This is a genomic window from Allobosea sp. WAO, from assembly GCF_001509835.1.
GTDB lineage: Bacteria > Pseudomonadota > Alphaproteobacteria > Rhizobiales > Beijerinckiaceae > Allobosea.
The window spans coordinates 621358-643560 of sequence record NZ_JXTJ01000006.1 but is presented as its reverse complement, the minus strand read 5'-3'; the positions used below and the strand labels follow the sequence as shown (position 1 = coordinate 643560).

General features: G+C 67.5%; 22 protein-coding genes. 14 read left to right on the top strand and 8 right to left on the bottom strand.

Annotated elements, in window-relative coordinates; all coding sequences use genetic code 11:
• Window positions 1–36: 36 nt before the first annotated feature.
• Complete coding sequence (locus DK26_RS12225) at window positions 37–549, top strand: hypothetical protein (protein ID WP_066472343.1); 513 nt, start codon at window positions 37–39, stop codon at window positions 547–549.
• Window positions 550–656: 107 nt separating this feature from the next.
• Window positions 657–1124: a hypothetical protein gene (locus tag DK26_RS12220; protein ID WP_066472341.1), complete on the top strand. Its 468-nt coding sequence runs from the start codon at window positions 657–659 to the stop codon at window positions 1122–1124.
• A gap of 30 nt (window positions 1125–1154) precedes the next feature.
• On the opposite strand, the gene DK26_RS12215 is transcribed toward DK26_RS12220, so the two are convergent.
• Window positions 1155–2480 (bottom strand): O-antigen ligase, encoded by a 1326-nt coding sequence (locus DK26_RS12215; RefSeq protein ID WP_066472338.1) that lies wholly within the window; start codon window positions 2478–2480, stop codon window positions 1155–1157.
• Between the two features lie 201 nt (window positions 2481–2681).
• Window positions 2682–3503, bottom strand: a complete 822-nt coding sequence (locus DK26_RS12210) for a crotonase/enoyl-CoA hydratase family protein (protein ID WP_066472335.1) — start codon at window positions 3501–3503, stop codon at window positions 2682–2684.
• Between the two features lie 85 nt (window positions 3504–3588).
• On the opposite strand from DK26_RS12210, the gene DK26_RS12205 reads away from it, so the two are divergent.
• Together DK26_RS12205 and DK26_RS12200 are read left to right on the top strand one after the other, a co-directional pair.
• A complete protein-coding gene (locus DK26_RS12205) occupies window positions 3589–4176 on the top strand; it encodes a TetR/AcrR family transcriptional regulator (protein WP_066472333.1) in 588 nt (195 codons plus the stop codon).
• A gap of 31 nt (window positions 4177–4207) precedes the next feature.
• Complete coding sequence (locus DK26_RS12200; protein ID WP_066472330.1) at window positions 4208–4705, top strand: hypothetical protein; 498 nt, start codon at window positions 4208–4210, stop codon at window positions 4703–4705.
• A 15-nt stretch (window positions 4706–4720) separates the two neighbouring features.
• Here DK26_RS12200 and DK26_RS12195 read toward each other — a convergent pair whose 3' ends face one another.
• Both DK26_RS12195 and DK26_RS12190 read right to left on the bottom strand, forming a co-directional pair.
• Entirely contained in the window at window positions 4721–5254 is a 534-nt protein-coding gene (locus DK26_RS12195; RefSeq protein ID WP_157089628.1) for a hypothetical protein, read from the bottom strand.
• A 104-nt stretch (window positions 5255–5358) separates the two neighbouring features.
• The gene (locus DK26_RS12190) at window positions 5359–6528 is read right to left on the bottom strand and encodes an MFS transporter (protein ID WP_066472325.1); all 1170 of its coding nucleotides are present in this window, start codon (window positions 6526–6528) and stop codon (window positions 5359–5361) included.
• Window positions 6529–6958: 430 nt separating this feature from the next.
• On the opposite strand from DK26_RS12190, the gene recA reads away from it, so the two are divergent.
• The 6 genes from recA to DK26_RS12165 all read left to right on the top strand — a co-directional run bounded on the left by recA (window position 6959) and on the right by DK26_RS12165 (window position 13316).
• Window positions 6959–8044, top strand: a complete 1086-nt coding sequence (gene recA, locus DK26_RS12185) for a recombinase RecA (protein WP_066472324.1) — start codon at window positions 6959–6961, stop codon at window positions 8042–8044.
• A 199-nt stretch (window positions 8045–8243) separates the two neighbouring features.
• Window positions 8244–10886, top strand: a complete 2643-nt coding sequence (gene alaS / locus DK26_RS12180; protein WP_066472315.1) for an alanine--tRNA ligase — start codon at window positions 8244–8246, stop codon at window positions 10884–10886.
• Between the two features lie 8 nt (window positions 10887–10894).
• Window positions 10895–12046: a cyclic nucleotide-gated ion channel gene (locus DK26_RS12175; RefSeq protein WP_066472312.1), complete on the top strand. Its 1152-nt coding sequence runs from the start codon at window positions 10895–10897 to the stop codon at window positions 12044–12046.
• A complete protein-coding gene (locus DK26_RS12170; protein ID WP_066472309.1) occupies window positions 12043–12672 on the top strand; it encodes a hypothetical protein in 630 nt (209 codons plus the stop codon). Before DK26_RS12175 ends, DK26_RS12170 begins: the two co-directional genes overlap by 4 nt.
• A 261-nt stretch (window positions 12673–12933) precedes the next feature.
• Window positions 12934–13092, top strand: coding sequence for a hypothetical protein (locus tag DK26_RS28980; RefSeq protein ID WP_157089626.1), 159 nt, complete (start codon window positions 12934–12936; stop codon window positions 13090–13092).
• 38 nt (window positions 13093–13130) lie between these two features.
• A complete protein-coding gene (locus DK26_RS12165; protein ID WP_184231640.1) occupies window positions 13131–13316 on the top strand; it encodes a DUF4167 domain-containing protein in 186 nt (61 codons plus the stop codon).
• A gap of 10 nt (window positions 13317–13326) precedes the next feature.
• Here DK26_RS12165 and DK26_RS12160 read toward each other — a convergent pair whose 3' ends face one another.
• The 4 genes from DK26_RS12160 to DK26_RS12145 form a co-directional block, all read right to left on the bottom strand.
• A complete protein-coding gene (locus DK26_RS12160; RefSeq protein ID WP_066472304.1) occupies window positions 13327–13788 on the bottom strand; it encodes a GFA family protein in 462 nt (153 codons plus the stop codon).
• 151 nt (window positions 13789–13939) lie between these two features.
• Window positions 13940–14287: a hypothetical protein gene (locus tag DK26_RS12155; protein WP_066472658.1), complete on the bottom strand. Its 348-nt coding sequence runs from the start codon at window positions 14285–14287 to the stop codon at window positions 13940–13942.
• 76 nt (window positions 14288–14363) lie between these two features.
• Complete coding sequence (locus tag DK26_RS12150; RefSeq protein ID WP_066472302.1) at window positions 14364–16787, bottom strand: arylsulfatase; 2424 nt, start codon at window positions 16785–16787, stop codon at window positions 14364–14366.
• A 262-nt stretch (window positions 16788–17049) separates the two neighbouring features.
• Entirely contained in the window at window positions 17050–18264 is a 1215-nt protein-coding gene (locus DK26_RS12145; RefSeq protein WP_066472300.1) for an NADP-dependent isocitrate dehydrogenase, read from the bottom strand.
• Window positions 18265–18524: 260 nt separating this feature from the next.
• On the opposite strand from DK26_RS12145, the gene DK26_RS12140 reads away from it, so the two are divergent.
• The 4 genes from DK26_RS12140 to DK26_RS12125 all read left to right on the top strand — a co-directional run bounded on the left by DK26_RS12140 (window position 18525) and on the right by DK26_RS12125 (window position 22195).
• Window positions 18525–19349: a hypothetical protein gene (locus DK26_RS12140; RefSeq protein ID WP_066472293.1), complete on the top strand. Its 825-nt coding sequence runs from the start codon at window positions 18525–18527 to the stop codon at window positions 19347–19349.
• A gap of 164 nt (window positions 19350–19513) precedes the next feature.
• Window positions 19514–20230: an SDR family oxidoreductase gene (locus tag DK26_RS12135; protein WP_066472657.1), complete on the top strand. Its 717-nt coding sequence runs from the start codon at window positions 19514–19516 to the stop codon at window positions 20228–20230.
• A gap of 121 nt (window positions 20231–20351) precedes the next feature.
• On the top strand, window positions 20352–20897 hold the full coding sequence (locus DK26_RS12130; RefSeq protein ID WP_066472290.1) for a 2,4'-dihydroxyacetophenone dioxygenase family protein: 546 nt from the start codon (window positions 20352–20354) through the stop codon (window positions 20895–20897).
• Between the two features lie 125 nt (window positions 20898–21022).
• Window positions 21023–22195, top strand: a complete 1173-nt coding sequence (locus DK26_RS12125) for an alpha/beta fold hydrolase (protein WP_083533159.1) — start codon at window positions 21023–21025, stop codon at window positions 22193–22195.
• Window positions 22196–22203 lie beyond the last annotated feature (8 nt).

Here is a 22203-nt window from a genome sequence, read left to right as displayed (position 1 = left end):
CGTTACATAGATCAGCGACATTCGGAGCACAGCACTATGCGCCTTGCTAGCTCGCTTCTTCCGACATCGCTGCTCTCGGCCCTGTTGGTCCCGTCCGCAGCCGATGCGGAGGCCAGGTTTCGCGTCACGGCATCCTGGGTCGAGAATCAGATCGAGCCCGAAGAGCGGACGAGAAACATGCACTTCACCTATCTGATCACGCTCGGAAGCGACAAGAAGGTGCGTGAGATCAGTCAGATGCACCTGGAAAGGCGGCGCGCCGGCCCCGCCGATCAGTCCCGTGAAGCCCAGCTGGGCGAGACCGGCGGTGGCAGGGCGCTCACGCAATGGAAAGTCGTCAACGAGTCCACGCTGGTCCGACTGACCGGCTGGCCATCTCATACATTTGCGATCTGGCTCCGCACTCAGGGCGACCGATCATGCACCGCCTCACTCGAATGGCGCCTGAAACCGGGCTTCAACATCTACGAAAGCTGGTCGTCGATACGTGGCCAGTATCGCAAGTTCACCGAGCCGGCCTGGCCGCGCGCGACATGCGAAGTGCTGTGAACCTTGCCACACCTTCCATTGCTTCAGGGCGCCCGCCGCCGGCTCTCCGCGACCGGGACGGCGGATGGTTTGCCTGCCTGCCGCTGGTCGGAGCGCTGCTCCTTTCCGTGCCTTTCGCCTCGGCCGCGCATGCGGAGGCTCGGTTCCGCCTCTCGCTGGCCTGGGTGACGCCGATTGTCGAGCCGCGCCCGCACGACCGCGTGGTGCAGACGAGCTTCATCGTGACCCTCGCCGACAAGGGAAAGGTGACCGAAGCGGTGACCCGGACGACGGGCCGCCGGCGCCAGTCGGTCTCGATGCAGGAGCGGGAAGCCGATCTCGGGGACGAGCTCGGCGGCCGCTCCGGCGCCCAATGGCGGGTCCTCAACGAGAGCACGCTGGTGCGGGTGGCGGCCCGGCCTTCCCATACCTTCGCGATCTGGCTGCGCACCGATGGCAGCCGCTCCTGCACAGTCTCGCTGGAATGGCGCCTGAAGCCGGGCTTCACCGTCTTCGAAGGCAGGTCGCGGCGAGGCAGGGAGCCGAGATTCTTCACGCAGCCGAGAGTGGAGGCGGCCACCTGCGAAGTGCTCTGACCGGCAGAGCCCGGCTTGAGCCCCGAAGGTTCAGGCCCCTCTGGTCCGCAACCGGCTGGCGAACTCCAGCCCGAACACCGCCAGCGCGAACAACAGCCAGAGCGGGTCGGCCCGGTTCAGGAAGAACGATTCCAGCATGCCGACATAGGTCATGAAGATCACGATCATCAGGAACAGGTCGGCGAGCCTGCGCCGCGTCGGGTCGCGCTCGGCCCGCAGATAGTTCCGCAGCGGCAGGACCATCAGACAGAAGATCACCAGCACCGCGCCGGGAATCCCGAACATCAGCATGGCGTCGAGATAGCTGTTATGGCCCGAGCCGATGCCGCGGACGTCCCAGTTCGCCTCGAAATTCTCCTCCAGCGTGGTGACCACCGGCGTCTGCCAGAAGCTGAGATAGCCATAGCCCAGCCATGGCCGGTCAGCGATCCGCGCGCTGGCGAAGCGCCAGATGTCGTCACGGCCGGTGAAGGTCGGATCGGAGATCAGCCCGGTCACCAGGCCGCGCAAGGTCGGCGAAAGCACCGTGCCGACCGTCAGTGCCGCGATCAGCAGCACGAGCCCGCCATGCGCCATGAGGATCAGGCGCGGCCGGCCGATCGCCCGGCCGAGCAGGACGAGCCCGACCGCCACGGGCAGGAAGCCCATCGTCGTCTTCGAGCCGCTGTTGAGGACGAACAGCGTGCCGAGGCCGATGATCGCAAGGCCACGCAGCCGCAAGCCCATGCGCCAGCAATAGATGCCGAACATGGTGAGGATCGAGAACATGGGCGCGGCGAGGTTCTTGTGGGTGAGATGCCCGCGCCAGTCGCCGGCATGGCCGCCTTCGACGCCCTCCGAGCCATGGATCGCCAGTTGTGGCGCCAAGAGGAGCGCCGCGTAGACCAGGAGCAGCACAGCCAGCGTCGCCGTCGCCACTGCGCCGGCGAAGTCGCGCTCGCGCCGAGGCAGGACGAGGATGCCGACGACGACGACCATGGCGAAGCCGGTCAGCAGCAGCCCGCGCAGCGAGGCATCGGGCTCCTGCGCCCAGCCGGACGAGAGCGCGGCGACCATGAAGACGATGATCCAGCTGCTCGTGCGGAGTTGCGCCAGCACCGCGCGCTCGCTCAGGCGCAGCATCGCGGCGAGATAGACCATCGCCAGGCTGACATAGCCGATCTGGTTGACGAGGTTGCCGGTCGACCCTCCCGGTTCGGGAGTATCCGGCACGCCGGCGAAGGGTTGGAAGGTCAGCACGATGATGAACAGGCCGAAGCCGCCGAGCAGCGCGGCAGCCAGGCGCGCGCTGTCGACCGGGGCGCCCGCCGCCCCGGCGGCAGCGCCGCTCCCCGTCTCGCCGATGCCGACCGTCATGCCGTTCCTGACCAGATCCCGTTGCCCGGCCCGCAGAGCGGGCTGCGGTTCGCGCGGAGTATGGACCGGCAAGCTTAAGAGCCTGTAGCCAGCGGCGAGATGAATTGCAGCCTGAGACGGGAAGTCCCGCAGCGAAGGTTGGCTGCGAATGGCGGCCCAAGCCGGGTTGCGCGCGGGATCAGGGGCACGCCCGCCCCTCCATCACTTCGCCGCCGCGGCGCGCGACCAGGCGCCGGCATAGTTTGGCGCGCGCCGCGCCAGCCAGGCGTCGAGCCCCTGGCGCAGGTCGAAGGTCGGTGCCATCCGGGCGAACTGCTCGCTCTCGATCAGCAAGCCCTCGCCGATGCTGGCGTTTATGCCGCGCGTCACCGCCGTCAGGATGCTGGCCGCCGCGAGCGGCGAATGCCGCATGATCCGCTGCGCCAGCGCCCTTGCCGCCGGCAGCAGATCGTCATCTGGCACGATCTGATTGATCAGCCCCATCTCGAGCGCCCGCTCCGGCGTGAACGGGTCGCCGGTCAGCAGCAGTTCCAGCGCCCGCTTGCGTCCGGCAAGGCGCGGCAGGCGCTGCGTGCCGCCGAAGGTCGGCGGCATGCCGAGATTGATCTCCGGCTTGGCGAAGATCGCACGCTCGCTGGCGATCGCGAGATGGGCCGCTTCCGTGACCTCGCAGCCGCCGCCATAGGCGAGCCCGTTCACCGCCGCGATCACAGGCTTCGGGAAGGCCTCGATCCGCGCCGTCAGGGCCTGGCCGCGGCGCACGAAATCCCGCACCGCATAATCGGGCCCGGCGGCGACGCTGCGCGAGAATTCGGCGATGTCGCCGCCGGCCGAGAAGGCGCGCTCGCCCGCCCCGGTCAGGATCACGGCGCGAATGGCAGGATCGGTCTCGATCCGATCCAGCAGCAGAAGCAGGCGGTCGATCAGCGCATAGTTCAGCGCATTCAGCTTGGCGGGGCGGTTGAGCGTCAGCGTCGCGATGCCCTCCCGGCATTGCATGAGGACGGTGTCGATCTCGGACATGGCCATGGGCTCCAGCGGTTTGGGTGCCGCCACGCTGCCTCGCCAGTCCATTTACGTATACTACCTATACGGTATACATAACGGCATGACCGAACCCGAAAGCCCGACGCGCAAGCGCATCGTCGACGCCGCGAGCAAGCTCTTCTACGCCGAGGGCATCCGCGCGGTCAGCGTCGATGCCGTCGCCGAGAAGGCCGGCCTGACCAAGCGCACGCTCTACTACCATTTCGAGAGCAAGGACGAGCTCGTCGCCGCCTATCTCGAAGCGCGCGACCAGCCCAATCTCAAGCTGATGGCTGGCTGGTTCGATGCCGCCGGGGGCGGGCTGCCGGAGAAGGTCGAGGCGATCTTCCAGAATCTCGCGCGGGCCGCACGCAATCCGCGCTGGAAGGGCTGCGGCTTCCTGCGCACCGCCGCCGAACTCGCCGCCCTGCCCGGCCATCCCGCCATCAAGATCGGCGTCCGCCACAAGGCCGGCTTCGAGAGCTGGCTTGCCAGCGCCTGCGCGGCGCACGGCATTGCTGCCCCCAAGGAGCTGGCGCGCCAGATCGTGCTGCTGATGGACGGCGCCTTCGCTATCATGCTGATCCACCGCGACCCGGCCTATGTCGAGGCAGCCGGTCGCGCCGCCGCGGCGTTGGCAGGCGCGGCCTTGCGCGAAACCGCCGTTTGATCGCCTCCCGGCCAATGACTAGTTTGCCGCCATGACCGCACGGCCGCGCCTCGCCTATGGCATCCTGCTCCTGCTGCAGACCATCTGCGCCGCGCTGCTGCTCTTCTACATCCACATGGCGTTCCGGATCGTCACCGAGAAGCCCGGCGAGCTGCACAGCCTGCCGGCTTCGATCCTGCTGCAGGTCGTCATCGCCATCCTGATCGGCCAGAGCTGCTACTGGACGCGCCTGCGGCAGCTCCCGGTGCCTGACGGCATCTACAGCCCGGTGCTAGGCCATCTCCTCGCCTTTGCCGGCCGCCTCTCCTCGATTTTCGGCGGAGCGCTCTTCTCGATCTATTTCCTGCGCCAGTTGCCGGCGATCCAGCAGCTCAGCCTCGACGCCGGGCTGCTCTGGCGCTGCATCCTGGTCTTCATCATCCTGTTCTCGGTCTACTGTTACACGCTGGAGCTGGAACGCCTCGGCGCAGCCTGGCAGAAGGTACCGGAACCGGCCGGCCCGGAGCCGCCCGGGAAATCGGCGGGCTAGGCACCTCCCCTCGCCTCAGCCCGATTTCCCTCCCCTTTGCCGCCGGGCCCGCAGCCATCCGAGCCAGGAGCGCGCCCGCTCCCGCACCGCGTGGCCCAGCACCACGGCGCGTTGCCAGACCGCCGAGGCCTTGACCCGCTCGAAGACGATCTTCCTGATCCGGTCGAGCCATTCCATGCAGCGCGCGAACCAGCCGATCGTCAGCAATTGCGCGCGCCCGGCATGATAAACCCGCTCGACCAAAAGGAAGCTCGTGAGATGGCCGACCGCCATCAGCGCGATGCCGCCGAACCAGGCACCGCGCGCCAGCAGGAGGAGCGAGAGCAGCTTCAGCGGTTCGGCCACCGCGAAGGGCACCGCCAGCAGGGCGAGCACGCCATAGGGCGGCAGGCGCCCGATCGCCGCCTCGATCCGGGCGACGATCCGGAACGAGCTGAACCAGGCAAGCAGCGGCCGGTAGAGTGGCCGCGCCAGCTCGTCGAGCACGATGATCAGGCCGACGACGAGGTCGACCGGGATAAGCAGGAGGCGAAGAAGCCGGGTGCGCATGAAGGGCCCGATCCGCGGGGGAAGCACGGACGGCATAGCACGTCGCTGCTTCGATCGCCGTGCTGCAATGCCAACACCGCACCGTTCGACCCTTCGGCTCCCTTCTATGCCGGCGGCGCGCGATAGGGCCGCCGGCAAAGGGCGAAGATGCCGAAGGCGATCAGCTGGCCGGCGACGAGCACGAAGGACCAGGTGAAGCTCCCCGTCCGGCCGGCGACGATGGCAAAGAGCAGCGGCCCGCAGATCGAGCCTATGAAGCCGAACAGGCTGGCGCCGGAGGTCACCTCGCCGATCAGCGCGACCGGTGAAGCCCGCGCCAGCTCGGCCATGTGGACGCCGTTCCAGCCCATCGAGGTCGCGCCGACCAGCACCATGCAGCCATAAATCAGCCAGGGGCTGGCAGGTGCGGACCAGACCAGCAGCAGCACTGTCCCGCCCGCTCCCAATGCCAGCACGGAGAGCAGGGTGAGGCCCGAGCCCAGCCTGTCCGCCAGCCAGCCGAAGAAGATGCGGGCCACCGTGCTCGCCGCGAGCAGCATCGACATGTAGAGCCCGGCCTGCGCCAGGCTCTGCCCACGCTCGGTAACCATGTAGGTCGCCGTGAACGCAGTGATGCAGGCCTGCGTGATCGAAAACGCCACCCCCATCGCGGTCAGCATCGGCAGGCTCGGATGGGAATTGAGAACCCGCGCCGCCCTGGTCAGGGAGGATGGCGACAGGAACAGGCGCGGCCAGCCCGGGTTGCGCGGCCCCTTCTCCGCATCGAGCCGCCGCTGGAAGAGCTGGGCCAGCAGGGCGCAGACGAGCACGATGGCGACCAGCGCCGCGACCGCGCCGGTGAAGCCGAATGCCAGCACAAGCGGCGCGACCACGATGCCGGCGATCGCGCCTCCGAGCGGTACGCCCGCCTGCTTGACCGAGAAGATCAGCGTGCGGTGTTCTGGCGGCGAGGCACGCATCAGCACCTGGCTGCCGGCGGGCGTGTTCGGCGCCAGTCCCAGGCCGACGAGCAGCGCGCCGACGAGGCCGAGCGCGCCGAGCGGCTGCGCCAGCAGCGCAAGGCCAACGGCGACGAAGACCAGACCGAGCTGCAATGTACGGATCGGCCCGTAATGATCGAGCATCGGCCCGCCGCAGGCCAGGAACCAGCATATCCCGACCGAGACCACGGCCGAGACATAGCCGATATCCTCGGGCGCCAGGCCCCAGCGCAGTGTCAGGATCGGTCCCAGAAGCGGAATCGCGGCAGCGGCGAACGAGCTTGCGACTTGCACGAGGAGAGTCGCGCTGAGAGCGCTCCCCCACAATGGCAGCTTCACACCAGTTCCCCCCCGGGCCTCGCCGCCACCGGACCTCGTACTGTCCGGCATCGAGGCCGGGTCGATATGCGCTGTGGCGGCGTTGACCCGGTCTTCCTGCAACCCGCCTCCCCGGTCGAGGCCGGTCATGTGCGGACGGCCCTGCGCCGGGCGCATGCGATGCCAAAGACCGGTCGGCGGGCCTCGCCACGCGCCCTCCGACGCAGCCGGCGCGCGAGCCTGTCTGCGGCCTGAGGTCGGCGTCGAGCCCGGCCTGCTGGACCTAAGAAAGCGCCACTTCATCGAGAACAAAAAAAGAACTTGCACACGAGAACAAACAGTGACCATAGTTGGTGATCGGCGCGATTGAGATGTCCACGCGCCCCTGCCATAAGGAGCGCACGTCGTGAATCAGGCGAATCTCAAGCTCGTGGAAGGCTCTTCGATGGACAAGGCTAAGGCGCTCGACGCGGCGCTCTCGCAGATCGAACGGGCCTTCGGCAAGGGCTCGATCATGCGCCTGGGCAAGAACCAGCAGGCGATCGAGATCGAGACCATTTCGACCGGCTCGCTCGGCCTCGACATTGCGCTCGGCGTCGGCGGCCTGCCCAAGGGCCGCGTCATCGAGATCTACGGGCCGGAATCGTCCGGCAAGACCACGCTGGCGCTGCACACCATCGCCGAGGCCCAGAAGAAGGGCGGCGTCTGCGCCTTCGTCGATGCCGAGCATGCGCTCGACCCGGTCTATGCCCGCAAGCTCGGCGTCAATCTCGACGACCTCCTGATCTCGCAGCCCGACACCGGCGAGCAGGCGCTCGAGATCACCGATACGCTCGTCCGCTCCGGCGCCATCGACGTGCTCGTGGTCGACTCGGTCGCCGCGCTGACGCCGCGCGCCGAGATCGAGGGCGAGATGGGCGACGTGCAGCCCGGCCTGCAGGCCCGCCTGATGAGCCAGGCGCTGCGCAAGCTGACGGCGTCGATCTCGCGCTCGAACTGCATGGTCATCTTCATCAACCAGATCCGCATGAAGATCGGCGTGATGTACGGCTCGCCGGAGACCACCACCGGCGGCAACGCCCTGAAGTTCTATGCCTCGGTGCGCCTCGACATTCGCCGTGTCTCGACGCTGAAGGAGCGCGACGAGGCGACCGGCAACCAGGTTCGCGTCAAGGTCGTCAAGAACAAGGTCGCGCCGCCCTTCAAGCAGGTCGAGTTCGACATCATGTTCGGCGAAGGCATCTCGAAGGTCGGTGAACTCATCGATCTCGGCGTCAAGGCCGGCATGGTCGAGAAGTCGGGCTCCTGGTTCTCCTTCGACAGCCAGCGCCTCGGCCAGGGCCGCGAGAACGCCAAGGCCTTCCTCAAGGCCAATCCGGACGTGGCAGGCCGGATCGAGGCGACCATCCGCCAGAATTCCGGCCTCGTCGCCGACCGTATCCTCGATCAGGCCGATCCGACGGCCGAGGATCTCGACGAGGGCGAGGCCTGAGACGGCCGCTGCTCCGACGCGTTTGGCGGGACGATACGAGACGGGCGGCGCGAGCCGTCCGTTTCTTTTTGACTCCAACCCCTTATCGGGGGCATTGCCGGCGATGGCGTTTCTGGACAGTGACGACGGTGCTGACTAGAACCTTTCACCCTTTCCGGCTGCGCCGGTCCCTTGCCAGAGAACCAGAGCCAAGATTGCGATGAGCGGCGTCAACGAGATCCGGTCTACCTTCCTCGACTACTTCAAGGGCCAGGGCCATGAGGTCGTGCCGTCGAGCCCGCTCGTGCCGCGCAACGACCCGACGCTTATGTTCGCCAATTCCGGCATGGTGCAGTTCAAGAACGTCTTCACCGGCCAGGAGAAGCGTCCCTATGTCCGCGCCACCACCGCGCAGAAATGCGTGCGCGCCGGCGGCAAGCACAACGACCTCGACAATGTCGGCTACACCGCCCGCCATCACACCTTCTTCGAGATGCTGGGGAACTTCTCCTTCGGCGACTATTTCAAGGAACAGGCGATCAACCACGCCTGGACCCTGGTCACGCGCGAATTCGGCCTGCCCAAGGAGAAGCTGACGGTCACCGTCTACTCCGAGGACGACGAGGCCCACAGCCTCTGGAAGAAGATCGCCGGCCTGCCGGAGTCCCGGATCATCCGGATCTCGACCTCCGACAATTTCTGGCGCATGGGCGATACCGGCCCCTGCGGCCCCTGCTCCGAGATCTTCTACGACCATGGCGACCACATCCCCGGCGGCCCTCCGGGCTCGCCCGACGAGGATGGCGACCGCTTCATCGAGATCTGGAACCTCGTCTTCATGCAGTACGAAGAGGCGGCCGGCGGCATCAGGACGAACCTGCCGCGGCCCTCGATCGACACCGGCATGGGACTGGAGCGCATCGCCGCCGTGCTTCAGGGCACGCATGACAATTACTCGATCGATCTCTTCGCCGCGCTGATCCGCGCCGTTGCCGATCTGACCAACGTCCCGTCCGATGGGCCGATGGCCGCGAGCCACCGCGTCATCGCCGACCATCTGCGCTGCTCCGCCTTCCTGATCGCCGATGGCGTGCTGCCCTCGAACGAAGGCCGCGGCTATGTGCTGCGCCGCATCATGCGCCGCGGCATGCGCCATGCGCAGCTGCTCGGCGCCAAGGATCCGTTGCTGCACAAGCTGGTGCCGGTGCTGACCCGCGAGATGGGCCGGGCCTATCCCGAGCTCATCCGCGCCGAGGCGCTGATCACCGAGACGCTGAAGCTCGAGGAGACCCGTTTCCGCACCACCCTGGCGCGCGGCCTCTCGATCCTCGACCAGGAATCGCAGGGCCTCGGCTCCGGCGACAAGCTACGCGGTGATGTCGCCTTCACCCTCTACGACACCTATGGCTTCCCGCTCGACCTGACGCAGGACGCGCTCCGCGCCCGCGGCGTCGGCGTCGATGTCGAGGGCTTCGATGCTGCCATGCAGCAGCAGAAGGCCAAGGCCCGCGCGGCCTGGGCCGGCACCGGCGAGGCTGCGACCGAGAAGCTCTGGTTCCCGTTGCGCGAGCGCATCGGCGCCACCGAGTTCCTCGGCTACGACACCGAGAGCGCCGAGGGCGTCGTCACCGCCCTGGTCCGCGACAATGCCGAAGTCGAGGTGCTGAAGGCCGGCGAGAGCGGCCTCGTCGTCCTGAACCAGACCCCGTTCTACGGCGAGTCCGGCGGCCAGGTCGGCGATACCGGCACGATCTCCGGCCCCGGCTTCAGCGCCGAGGTCTCGGACGTCCAGAAGAAGCTGGGCGAGGTCTTCGCCCATGCCGTGAAGGTCACCTCCGGCGAGATCAAGCTCGGCGCGCCTGCCGAGCTGACCGTCGACCATGCCCGCCGCACCGCGATCCGTGCCAACCATTCGGCGACGCATCTGCTGCACGAGGCGTTGCGGCTCGTGCTCGGCGACCATGTCGCGCAGAAGGGCTCGCTCGTCTCGGCCGACCGGCTGCGCTTCGACTTTTCGCATCCCAAGCCGATCTCCGAGGAGGAGCTGGCACGGGTCGAGGAGCTCGCCAATGCCATCGTGCTGCGCAACGAGCCGGTGACGACGCGGCTGATGAGCGTAGACGAGGCGATCGCCTCGGGCGCCCGCGCGCTCTTCGGCGAGAAATATGGCGACGAGGTCCGTGTCGTCTCGATGGGCACCAATGAGGACGGCAAGGCCTATTCGGTCGAGCTCTGCGGCGGCACCCATGCCGCCCGCACCGGCGATATCGGCCTGGTCAGCGTCACCGGCGAGGGCGCGGTCGCGGCCGGCGTACGCCGGCTCGAGGCGATGACCGGGGCCGGCGCACGCCGCCAGCTCAATGCCGATTCCCGCCGCCTGCGCGATCTCGCCGGCCTGCTCAAAGTGCCGGCCGGCGAGGCGGAAGCCCGCCTTTCCGCCCTGATCGAGGAACGCCGCAAGCTCGAGCGCGAACTGACCGAGGCCCGCAAGAAGCTCGCAATGGGCGGCGGCGGCGAGGCCCAGGATCCGGCCCGTGAGGTCGCCGGCACCAAGCTCCTCGCGCGCGCCGTCACCGGCGTCGAGATGAAGGATCTGAAGAGCCTGGTCGACGAGGCCAAGACCAAGCTCGGCTCCGGCGTCGTTGCCATTGTCGGCGTCGCCGAGGACGGCAAGGCCGGCGTCGTCGTCGGCGTCACGCCCGACCTGACCGAGCGCTTCGACGCGGTCGCGCTCGTCCGCTCCGCCTCCGAGGCGCTGGGCGGCAAGGGCGGCGGCGGCCGCCGCGACATGGCCCAGGCCGGTGGCCCCGACGGAGCCCAGGCACAGGCGGCGCTCGAAGCCGTCGCCGCCGCGATGGGCTGAGGCGCAAGATGGCGCCCGTCCCGCAGCCTGGCATGAGCTGGCGGCGGCGGGCGCATCTGATCATCGACAAGGGCGCCGGAGACGATCTCTCCGTGCGCCTCGTCCATGGCGGGCTCGTCCTGCTGATCATCGTCAATGTCGCGGCGCTGGTGCTGGAGTCGGTACCGAGCCTCGCGGCCTCCCACGGCCGGCTGTTCTTCTGGATCGAGCTCGTCTCGGTCGTGATCTTCACCCTCGAATACGGCCTGCGCCTGTGGACCGCCCCGGAGCATGCCCGCTATCGCGGGCTGAGCGACGGCGCCGCACGCCGCGCCTATGCGCTTTCGGGCCCGGCCATCGTCGATTTCCTGGCGACCGTGCCGCTCTACACCGCGCTCCTCGGCTATAACGACCTCAAGATCCTGCTGCTGTTCAGGCTGCTGCGCTTCTTCAAGCTCGGCCGCTACTCGCCCGGCATGGCCTCGCTCGCCGCCGCGCTGGCAGCGGAGCGCAAGGCGCTGGTCGCCTGTTTCGTCATCCTGATCGGCGTGATGCTGCTGGCGGCGACCGCGATGCATTTCGCCGAGCACGACGTCCAGCCGGAGAAATTCGCCACCATCCCCGATGCGATGTGGTGGGCGATCATCACCCTGACCACGGTCGGCTATGGCGACGTCTTTCCGACGAGCCCGCTCGGCAAGGTCGTCGCCTCGTTCACCGCGGTGATGGGACTCGTCATGCTGGCGCTCCCGGTCGGCATCATCGCCACCGCCTTCGCGCAGGAGATCCACCGCCGCGAATTCGTAGTGACCTGGAGCATGATCGCCAGGGTGCCGCTGTTCAGCGGCCTCAATGCCGCCGAGATCGCCGAGATCATGCGGGTTCTGCGGGCACAGAGCGTGCGCGGCGGCGCCGTCATCCTGCGGCCCGAGGAACCGGCACAGGCGCTCTACTTCGTCGCCAGCGGCGAGGTCGAGGTCATGCGCGAGGAGGCGAGCGAGACCTTGGAAGAAGGCTGCCATTTCGGCGAACTGCCATTCGAGACGCCCGGCGCGCGCGCCCGGCTCGCCGCGCGCGCCAAGGTGCCGAGCAAACTCCTAGTGCTCGACCCCATCGATTTCCGGGCGCTGACCAGCCGCTATCCGGACCTCGCCGCGCATCTGCAGCGCCTCGCGCCATGATCCTGCACCGCCGTCACCTCCTGCTGGCCCTGGCCGGGCTCGCCGCGCCCGCCTTCGCCCAGCCGCCGAAATCGGCCCGCCCGGCCCAGGGCCCGTCCCTGTCGGCGCCGCGCTCGCTGATGGCGGGCGCGATGGCGAGCGCCTTCGTCAGCCGCGCCCCCGCCGGCGCCCGGCTCGCCATCGCGCGGCCGAGCGATCCGCCTGAGGCCGCCATCGTCGCCGCCCCGCTCGGTTCAGCCTCGGTGCTCGCCCTGCCCGCCCCCGGCGAGACCGGCAGCTTCGAGTTGCGCTTGCTCGGCGAGACCGATGGCAAGCCGGTGATCCTGCTGCGCCAGACACTGACCACGACGGTTCCGGAGGCGACGCTAGCCGCACCCCGCCGCGTCGGGCGTTCGCAGGCGCTGCCTATTCGCGGCATCGGCCCCAATGGCGACCGCGACCGGGTCGTGCTGGTCAAGCCCGGCGAACCGGCCGAAGCCGAGGGGCCGAGCTTCTACCCGGCCGAGAATGTCGAGGACACGCTCGAGGCACCGGCGGAGGCCGGCTTGTACGAGCTGCGCTACGTCATGAACGCGCCGCTCAGCGGGCCGCGCATCCTCGCCCGCCAGGAACTCGTCGTGGAGTGAGATCGTCGTGCAGTGAGGCAGCGCCTGCCGAATTTCCCGCGCAACATCGGGAACCTTAATTCGCCACATTGCGTTGCTAGATACGATGCGTCGACCAGAAGAGTTCGGCTGGCTCCAGTCCTCGAGATCGAGAGACGAGCCCTTTCGCCGCGGCAAACTCAGAAGTTTGATCGCTGCCTGGTGCAGCGAACCGCTCCTCCTGCGTTCGACTTTTCCACCCTGACTAACGCCCGGCCCAGCCGGGCGCCGATATGGATTCCAATGAAAAAGCACACTGAGATCAACACCAAGAATAACCAGACCCAGCACAACGCCACGATCGCCATGACGCCGCGTAGAGCCCATCCCGACTGGAAGCCGCAGCCCTGCGGCCTGAGCCGCGAGGAACTCCGCAAGATCGTCGCGGAGATCCTTGGATAAAGGAGGCAGCGATGAACGATCGCCGCCCGAGAACCCAGATGTCCCGCCCTGCCCCGCGGCCTCAGCGCGGCAGCCTCGGCCCGGCAGCCATGCGCCAGGCCTATGAGCGCTGCCTCACGCTGGCGCAGGCCGCGGCGCTGGCGGGCGACCGCATCGAAGCGGAACGCCATTACCAGCAGGCCGAGCATTACCTGCGTTCACTCGCCGAGGAACGCGCCGCCTGAGCGACGCCCCTCAGGTGTCGTGGTCGGGATGCTGGCGCGAGCGATACTCCGGCAGCCCCGGCGGAATATCGTCCTCAGTACGCGAGCCTTCGAGCCGGCAGAGTTCGTCGAACCAGGCCGGCCTGCCCTCGATGCTGTAGGCATGGCTCGGTTGGAACGCCGCGGCATCGTCGAGGCTTCCGACCGAGACCGAGAGCGAGCCTAGGCCCGGATAGCTGAAAGTCAGCGGCGTGCCGCAATCGCGGCAGAAGCCGCGTTCGGCGACCTCCGACGAGTTGAAGATCGCCGGCCGGCCGCGCGTCCACTCGACCTCGCCGATGCGCGAGCTGGCGAAGGCGCCGAAGTAGCTGCCGGCCGCCTTCTGGCACATCCGGCAGAAGCAGACCGAAACCTCATGCGGCGGCGTCTTCAGACGGTAGCGCACGGCGCCGCACTGACAGCCGCCGGTCAGGATGGTCGACATCGCGGACATGGCTTCCCTCGTTTGCGGGCGGTGACCATACATCCCTGCCACGACAGCAGGAGTCAGGAACGCGCCATCGAGATCGGGGACGGCCCGACAGCCAGACGCGGCAAGAACTGCGAACTGCATTCGCCGGCCATCAAAGGCACGACGGGGCGTTCTATTCGCGCGCGCTTCGCGCGACTGAACCGATCAGCAGCCCCGTCAGGATCAGGTGCAGAATGACCACCGGCCACAGGAATGGCCCCATCGCGGCGCCGGTGAAGCCGAGCCACGCGAGGTAGAGCGCGACGGCGGTGCTGTAGATCAGCATGCCGGCAGCGGGCGGGCCGGGCCAGCACGCCATCCCCAGGCCGATCAGGGCAAACCCCGCGACGCGGGCAACCGGCAGTGCGACATCGGGCATTGGCCCGCCGAGCAGCAGTGACGCGACGAAGGACGGCGCGAACAGCAGCGCGACGCCCGTCAGGATTTCGCCGAGCGCGGCGACAGTCAGCACGTGCCTCATCGCGGCCATGGCCGGCGCGTTCGCGCTCTTGCTGGGTCGACAGTCAACACGGGCCACAGCCACGACATCCCATCCGTCATTGCAGGGGCTCGAGCTTGAAGGTCAGCCTGTTGAGCTTGCCGGTGAACTTGAACGGCGGCTCGTAGCTGTGCTCCAGCAGGGCAACGCCGGTGCGCGTATCCTGGCCGACATCGAAGCTCTCATCCTCCGGGAAAGTGATCGGCGTCGTGTGCTCCAGCGTATTGCTGGCCACCTCCTTGCCGTCCACGGAAAGCACGCCCTTGCCGCCCTTGCCGAGACCGGGGCCGTCGGACCTGAAGTCGAAGACGATGCTATGCTTGCCCGGGCCGAGCTCCGGCCCTTCCCAGATTGTGCGCTTGAGATCGAGCAGGTTGTAGAGGAATACCGGCTTGCCGCGGCCGAAGCCGAATTCGCCCTTGCTGAGGAAGAGCGCGTAGCCGCCGAAGCGCCCGCCATCGGTGACGATCACGCCCTCGGCGCCGTCATCGGGGACCGTGACCTCGGCGGTGATCGTGTAGGACTTGTTCAGGATGCTGGGGGCTCCGCTATTGGGCACGCCGGTCAGGCCCCCGGTATAGGTGAAGAGCGTTCGCCCGGCCGTCAGGCTCGGGCGCTGGGTAGTGAACCGCGCGAGCGTCGAGTTGTCGAGCGGCAGCACGTCGTACTTCCTGGCTTCCGAATAGAAGAGATCCTGCAACTGCTTCAGCTTCGCCGGCTGCTGGCTGGCGAGATCGTTCGACTGGGTCGGATCGGCCACGACGTCATAGAGCTCCCAATTGTAGCCGGTGATCACGTCGGGCGGCGTCCCGGTGCTCGGCGCCCATGGCAGGTTCGCCGGCGTCGTCGCCGCGACCCAGCCCTCATGGTAGATCGCGCGATTGCCGAGCATCTCGAAATACTGCGTGCTCCGCCGCGACGGCGCAACGGCATTCGCCTTGTCCCAGCTGTATTTCATGCTGACGCCGTCCATCGGACGCTGCCTGATGCCGTCGATCGTCTCGGGCAGCGGGATGCCGGTGACTTCGAGGATCGTCGGCGCGATGTCGATGACATGGTGGAACTGGCGGCGGATGCCGCCGACATCGGTGATATGGCCCGGCCATGACATGGCCATGCCCTGCGCGGTCCCGCCGAAATGCGACGCCACCTGCTTCACCCATTTGAAGGGCGTGCTCATCGCCCAGGCCCAATTGGCCGAGAAGTGCGGGAAGGTCCGCTCCGAACCCCAGAACGGATACCAGAGAAACTGGTCCTTCACCGGCACCTGGACGCCGTTGAAGAAGGTGAACTCGTTCGGCGTGCCGTTGAGCATGCCCTCGGCGCTCGCGCCGTTGTCCCCGCTGATATAGATCACCAGCGTGTTGTCGAGCTGGCCGAGGTCTTCGACCGCCTGCACGACACGGCCGATCTCGTTGTCGGTATAGGCCAGATACGCCCCGTAGACGTCCATCTGCCTGATGAAGAGCTTCTTCTCCTCGAGGCCGAGCGACGTCCATTCCGGCAGCTCCTTCGGCCAAGGCGTTAGCCTGGCACCGGCCGGCATGATGCCGAGCCGCTTCTGGTTGGCGAAGATCGTCTCGCGCAGCGTGTTCCAGCCCTCGTCGAAGAGCCGCATCTCGCTGATCTTCTTGATCCATTCCGGCCGGGGGTGGTGCGGCGCATGCGTGCCGCCCGGGACGTAGTAGACGAGGAACGGCTTTTCCGGCGCGACCGCCTTGAGGTCCCGCATGTACTGGATCGCCTCGTCGGCCATGGCCGTCGTCAGGTTCCAGTCCGCCTTGCCCTCGAACGGATAGATCGCCGAGGTGTTGCGGTAGAGGTTCGGCTGCCATTGGCTGGCATCGCCGCCGACGAAGCCATAGAAGTACTCGAAGCCCATGCCGTTCGGCCATTGATCGAACGGGCCGGCCTGCGTCGCCTGGTAGAAGGGCGTGTTGTGGTTCTTGCCGAACCACGAGGTCGCGTAGCCATTCGCCTTCAGGATCGCCCCGATGGTTCCGTTCTCGCGGCGGATCACCGAGTCGTAGCCCGGAAAGCCGGTCGCCGCCTCCCCCACCACCCCGAAGCCGGCGACATGGTGGTTGCGCCCGGTGATCAGCGCCGCCCGCGTCGGCGAGCACAGCGAGGTCGAGTGGAAATTCGTGTAGCGCAGGCCGCTGTTCGCGATGCGGTCGAGCGCCGGGGTCGGAATGACCCCGCCGAAGGTCGAGGGCGCGCCGAAGCCGACATCGTCGGTCATGATCAGCAGGACATTGGGCGCGCCCTTCGGCGGCACGATGCGCGGCGCCCACCAGGGCTTCGACTCCGAAGCCTTCTGGTTGATCACGCCGCCAAAACTCGGATCGGGCGGCGGCAGCTGCTTGCCGGCAAGCGTCGTGGTCGCGCCGGGAGCGCCCGGCGCCTGCTGGGCCCCACACGGCAGACATGACAGTGCGAGAAAGGCGGTGCCTGCAAGCAGGCCGAGACCGGACTTTGCCATTTCAAGCTCCCGTGGCCAGCAAGGTGGATCGGTGCATCTTGGCGAAAGCGTATCGGCGAAGGACGCGCCCAAACGCGATGGCGGTCAAGCGCCAAGCCTGGGCGGGACCGGATTGCCCGCGGTGCAAATGGGTATGCGGGGCCGATCTGGCGCACTCGCCCTCGATCGCCGGAAGCTGGGGCTTTGAGCCGGTTATGGGCAGTCAAAGAAAAAGCCCGGCCAAAGCGGCCGGGCTTTCCGTTTGCGAACGGGGCTGAACCGCTTACGCGGCCATCGCCTTGCGCAGGTTCTCGCTGACCTTGTCGAGGAAGCCGGTGGTCGAGAGGAATTTCTGGTCGGGGCCGACCAGCAGCGCGAGGTCCTTGGTCATGTCGCCGGCCTCGACGGTGTCGACCGTGACCTTCTCGAGCAGGGCCGCGAACTTGGCGAGCTCGGCATTGTTGTCGAGCTTGGCGCGATGGGCGAGACCGCGGGTCCAGGCGAAGATCGAGGCGATCGAGTTGGTCGAGGTCTCCTTGCCCTTCTGGTGCTCGCGATAGTGGCGAGTCACCGTGCCGTGCGCGGCCTCGGCCTCGACTGTCTTGCCATCCGGCGTCATCAGCACCGAGGTCATCAGGCCGAGCGAGCCGAAGCCCTGCGCGACGGTGTCCGACTGCACGTCGCCGTCGTAGTTCTTGCAGGCCCAGACATAGCCACCCGACCACTTCATCGCCGAAGCGACCATGTCGTCGATCAGGCGGTGCTCATAAGTGATGCCGAGCTTCTCGAACTCCGCCTTGAACTCGGCCTCGTAGATCTCCTGGAAGATGTCCTTGAAGCGCCCGTCATAGGTCTTGAGGATGGTGTTCTTGGTCGAGAGATAGACCGGGTACTTGCGCATCAGGCCGTAGTTCAGCGAAGCGCGGGCGAAGTCCTTGATCGACTCGTCGAGGTTGTACATCGCCATGGCGACGCCGGCCTCAGGAGCCTTGAAGACCTCCTTCTCGATGACGTTGCCGTCCTCGCCGACGAACTTGATCGAGAGCGTGCCCTTGCCCGGGAACTTGAAATCGGTGGCGCGGTACTGGTCGCCGAAGGCATGGCGGCCGATGACGATCGGCTGGGTCCAGCCCGGCACCAGGCGCGGCACGTTCTTGCAGATGATCGGCTCGCGGAAGATCACGCCGCCGAGGATGTTGCGGATCGTGCCGTTCGGCGACTTCCACATCGACTTGAGATTGAATTCCTTCACGCGCGCCTCGTCCGGCGTGATCGTCGCGCACTTCACGGCGACGCCGTGCTTCTTGGTGGCGTTGGCGGCGTCGATCGTGACCTGGTCGTCGGTCTTGTCGCGGTTCTCGACCGAGAGGTCGTAATAGTCGAGTTCGAGGTCGAGATAGGGGAAGATCAGCGTGTCCTTGATCTTCTGCCAGATGATGCGGGTCATCTCGTCGCCGTCCATGTCGACGACCGGGTTGGCGACCTTGATCTTGCTCATGTGATACGACCCCTGCTTCTGGCCAGTCTGGAACGGTCCCGAACTGCGGCTTTGGCGCCGCAGCAGGCTCGCGCGCTTCCTAGCGGGTTACGGCCGCAGGGGGAAGCAGGCCTTTTGTGGCAGAGCGGCGGAATATCCGCGAAATGCCGTGCCGGCCGCACGAAGCCCGGCTCGATCCGCCTTATGTTGCACTGCCGCATTATGAGCACGATCGGCCGGCACAATGGCTTGCTTCGTCATCCGCTCCGCGATCCGATGCATTGACCAGCATATTCTCGACAGCCTCCGCCGGCCTGCTCTGCGCCTTCCTCTCCGTGCTCGCAGCCCCAGCGACTGCCCGCGAGCAGCCCTCCGGCGCCAGCGCGATAGCGATCCTCGCTCAATACGAGATGACCAGTCTGCCGAACGAGCCCTTCTGGGAAGACCCGGAGCAGGAGGAGGAGCAGGATCCCGTTCTCGCAATCCCGACCCTGCTCGCGCCGACACTGGACAAGAGCACTGCCTATCGCGAGCGGGCGCGGCGCTCGGGCCTCGCCCGGCCCGAGGTCGAGACCGCCACGATACGCCGAGGCCTGGGCACGGTTTCGCGCGGACCCTATACGCCGACGGAGCGCGCCGTCGGCTTCAGGATCGGTCCGCAGCCTCTTTCGTTCGAGACCGCTATCGTCAGCGGCACCGGAACCTGGCAGGGCTCGGATACGCGCCTCGACTGGTCGCTGGCGCGGCGCTCGACCACGGCGGGCGACGGGCTGCTCTGGCGCCTGTCCACCGGCGGCGGTTTCGGGATGGCCGGCAGCGGCAGCCACAACGTCAACGCCATGCTGGGCTATCGCTATTCCCTGTTCGACAACGTCACCCTGATCTCCGAGATCGCCCTCGCAAGCAACTACGCCTTCGCCAGCCAGGCCATGCCCGAGGCGACGCTGACGCCGCAGCTCCAGCTCGTCACCGATCTCGGCCTCGCGCCAGGCACACCCTGGAAGACGACGCTCGACGTCAAGATGAACCGCGAGCGGCAGCTGGGCGGCGGCGATATCAAGGGTGGCGGCTCGGCGATGCTGCGCTTCGAACTCGGGCCACGGTGACCGCTGGCGCTGCGGGCCAGACCCTCGGCGCAAGGCGATCAGGCGAAGGCAAGGGAGCCGGCCGCTTCCCCCGCAGCAGCGCTCCCGTCTAGATTACGCCCTTATTCGATTAGCCCATGGCCGACACGCCCAAGGGCCGCCAGCCTATGAAGAGCAGCCAGCCCATGACCGACACCCAGAAACTCGCACTCGTCACCGGCGGCACCCGCGGCATCGGCGCCGGCGCCGCGCTCGCCCTCGCCGAGGCCGGCTACCGCGTCCTCGCCACCGGCCTCACCGACGAGGAGGTCGCCGCCAAGCCGGCCCATGCCGCGATCCGCCATGCCAGGCTCGACGTCACCAAGGACGATCAGGTCGCCGCCATCATCGCCGGCTGCGAGCGGATCGACGCGCTGGTCAATTGTGCCGGCATGATCCAGCGCGGCGGCAAGGAGTTCGAGATCGAGGCCTTCCGCCTCACCGTCGAGGTCAACCTCACCGGGACCATGCGCATGTGCATCGCCGCCAGGGGCAAGCTCGCGGCGAGCCAGGGCGCCATCGTCAACACCGCCTCGATGCTGACCTTCCACGGCTCGCCCTTCGCACCCGGCTATGCCGCCTCGAAGGGTGGCGTCGGGCAGCTCACCAAGTCGCTCGCCGCCGCCTGGGCGACGGACGGCATTCGCGTCAATGCGGTCGCGCCGGGCTGGATCGCGACCGAGCTGACGCGGCCGCTGGTCGAGGATGCCGAGCGCTCGGCCCCGATCCTGGCGCGCACGCCGATGCAGCGCTGGGGCGAGCCGGCCGATGTCGGCGGCGCCATCGTCTTCCTGCTCTCGGATGCGGCACGCTTCGTCACCGGAACCGTCCTGCCCGTGGACGGCGGCTATCTCGCGATCTGAGCGCCAGCCCGCCGAGCGCTTCAGCCGGGCGACGAAACGCCGCCCGATCAATGACATGGCCCGCTTTCCGGATTCAGTCTAGGAAGGGCCTGAATCGAAAACTCAAGGATGGAAACGAGCCATGGACAAGGTCAGCCCGATCCCGGTCGCCGCCACGAACGCCGAGCGCTGGACCCCCTATCGCCATCCGCAGCCCAAGGAATCGCCGCCGGAGCTGGTGATCGCCAACGTCATCCCCGAGGATGAGCGCGTCTGGGTCCCGGTCGACGACAATGTCTGGTTCCGCCCGCTCTGCCTCTCGGCGACGCGCGGCTACTGGATGAACCTGCTCAAGGTCCGGCGCGCCGGCGTGCTCTCGCGCCATCGCCACCCCCAGCCGGTGCATGGCTACGTGCTCAAGGGCAAGTGGCGCTATCTCGAGCATGACTGGGTCGCGACCGAAGGCGGCTATGTCTACGAGGCGCCCGGCGAGACCCACACCCTGGTGGTCGATCCCGATGTCGAGGAGATGATCACCATGTTCCAGGTCAACGGCGCGATGATCTATGTCGACCCCGACGGCAAGTGCCTCGGCTATGACGACGTCTTCACCCGCATCGACAAGTGCCGGGCGCATTACGCCGCCAACGGACTCGGCGCCGACTTCGTCGACCAGTTCATCCGCTAAGGGCGTTCGCTCACCCGTTCCGGCCGCGCCCAAGCGGCTCGGCCGGACACCATTGCTGAACGATTTTCCGCGCAGTCTGCGGCCCGTGTCGTAGCGGCATGATGCTGCCGACCGGAGAACCGTCTATGCGCCTTGCTATTGCTCTCATCCTATCACTTTCGGCTGCCAGCTTGGCGCGGCCGGCGCATGCGCAATCAGGTTTCTACACGGCCCCGCCGGGCGAGATCGCCGCGGGCAAGCCGGGCTCGCTCATCCGGACGGAGCCGATGCACGGCGCACCGGGCAACGCCCGCGCCTATCGAATGCTCTATCGGTCGGTAGGCCTCGACGGAAAGCCGATCGCCGTTTCCGGCGTTGCGGTCGTTCCGGCCGGCACAGCCCCGCCAGGCGGGCGGCCGGTGGTGGCCTGGGCCCACCCCACCAGTGGGGTGCAACCGCAATGCGCTCCCTCTCTCTCCGGCGGCGTCTTCCAAACCGTCCAGGGCCTGAGCGACATGCTCGCCCGGGGCTATATCGTCACGGCGACGGATTATCCCGGCCTGGGAACGCCCGGCCCCCATCCCTACCTCGTCGGCGCCAGCGCCGGCCGCTCGGTCGTCGATTCCGTCAGGGCCGTCCAGCAACTTCCCGACGCCGCCGCGAGCCGCAGCTTCGCCGTCTGGGGTCACTCGCAGGGCGGCCACGCCGCGCTCTTCACAGGACTGCTCGCCAGGAGCATCGCGCCCGAGCTGAAGCTTGTCGGCGTCGCGGCGGCGGCCCCGGCGACCGAACTCGCCACACTGCTCGCCGACGACATCGACACCGATGGCGGCCGCAACCTGACGGCGATGACGCTCTGGTCCTGGTCGCGCGTCTACGGCGCACCGATGGCGCAGATCGTCAATGAACAGGCGACGCCGATCGTCAACGATCTCGCCGCCGATTGCGTCGAGAGCCTGCGGGACGTCGTGCTACGGCTGTGGCCGACGCGGCAGCTCGCGCGTCGCTTCCTGACGGATGAGAATTTCGGCGCGCGCGAGCCGTGGCGCACCCTGCTTGCACGCAACACACCCGGCGTGACGCCACGCGGCATGCCGGTCTACATCGCCCAGGGCACGAGCGACACGCTTGTGCGCCCGCAGGTCACCCGCGCCTATGCGCAGACGCTGTGCCGTGCCGGCCGTGCCGTCCAGTTCGATGCATTGCAAGGGATCGGCCATCTGCTCGCCGCACGCGACAGCGCCGCAACCGCCGTCGACTGGATGGACCAGCGCTTCCGGGGCGAGCCCGCGCCGAACAATTGCGCGTCGTTAAAGTAAGCGCGGCG

What these genes read in the sequence shown, in the direction of transcription:
- DK26_RS12225 (WP_066472343.1), top strand. Translation starts at nt 37, where the DNA reads ATGCGCCTTGCTAGCTCGCTTCTTCCGACATCGCTGCTCTCGGCCCTG.
- DK26_RS12215 (WP_066472338.1), bottom strand. Translation starts at nt 2,480, where the DNA reads ATGACGGTCGGCATCGGCGAGACGGGGAGCGGCGCTGCCGCCGGGGCG.
- DK26_RS12210 (WP_066472335.1), bottom strand. Translation starts at nt 3,503, where the DNA reads ATGTCCGAGATCGACACCGTCCTCATGCAATGCCGGGAGGGCATCGCG.
- DK26_RS12205 (WP_066472333.1), top strand. Translation starts at nt 3,589, where the DNA reads ATGACCGAACCCGAAAGCCCGACGCGCAAGCGCATCGTCGACGCCGCG.
- DK26_RS12200 (WP_066472330.1), top strand. Translation starts at nt 4,208, where the DNA reads ATGACCGCACGGCCGCGCCTCGCCTATGGCATCCTGCTCCTGCTGCAG.
- DK26_RS12195 (WP_157089628.1), bottom strand. Translation starts at nt 5,254, where the DNA reads ATGCGCACCCGGCTTCTTCGCCTCCTGCTTATCCCGGTCGACCTCGTC.
- alaS (WP_066472315.1), top strand. Translation starts at nt 8,244, where the DNA reads ATGAGCGGCGTCAACGAGATCCGGTCTACCTTCCTCGACTACTTCAAG.
- DK26_RS12175 (WP_066472312.1), top strand. Translation starts at nt 10,895, where the DNA reads ATGGCGCCCGTCCCGCAGCCTGGCATGAGCTGGCGGCGGCGGGCGCAT.
- DK26_RS12170 (WP_066472309.1), top strand. Translation starts at nt 12,043, where the DNA reads ATGATCCTGCACCGCCGTCACCTCCTGCTGGCCCTGGCCGGGCTCGCC.
- DK26_RS28980 (WP_157089626.1), top strand. Translation starts at nt 12,934, where the DNA reads ATGAAAAAGCACACTGAGATCAACACCAAGAATAACCAGACCCAGCAC.
- DK26_RS12165 (WP_184231640.1), top strand. Translation starts at nt 13,131, where the DNA reads ATGTCCCGCCCTGCCCCGCGGCCTCAGCGCGGCAGCCTCGGCCCGGCA.
- DK26_RS12160 (WP_066472304.1), bottom strand. Translation starts at nt 13,788, where the DNA reads ATGTCCGCGATGTCGACCATCCTGACCGGCGGCTGTCAGTGCGGCGCC.
- DK26_RS12155 (WP_066472658.1), bottom strand. Translation starts at nt 14,287, where the DNA reads ATGAGGCACGTGCTGACTGTCGCCGCGCTCGGCGAAATCCTGACGGGC.
- DK26_RS12150 (WP_066472302.1), bottom strand. Translation starts at nt 16,787, where the DNA reads ATGGCAAAGTCCGGTCTCGGCCTGCTTGCAGGCACCGCCTTTCTCGCA.
- DK26_RS12145 (WP_066472300.1), bottom strand. Translation starts at nt 18,264, where the DNA reads ATGAGCAAGATCAAGGTCGCCAACCCGGTCGTCGACATGGACGGCGAC.
- DK26_RS12135 (WP_066472657.1), top strand. Translation starts at nt 19,514, where the DNA reads ATGACCGACACCCAGAAACTCGCACTCGTCACCGGCGGCACCCGCGGC.
- DK26_RS12130 (WP_066472290.1), top strand. Translation starts at nt 20,352, where the DNA reads ATGGACAAGGTCAGCCCGATCCCGGTCGCCGCCACGAACGCCGAGCGC.
- DK26_RS12125 (WP_083533159.1), top strand. Translation starts at nt 21,023, where the DNA reads ATGCGCCTTGCTATTGCTCTCATCCTATCACTTTCGGCTGCCAGCTTG.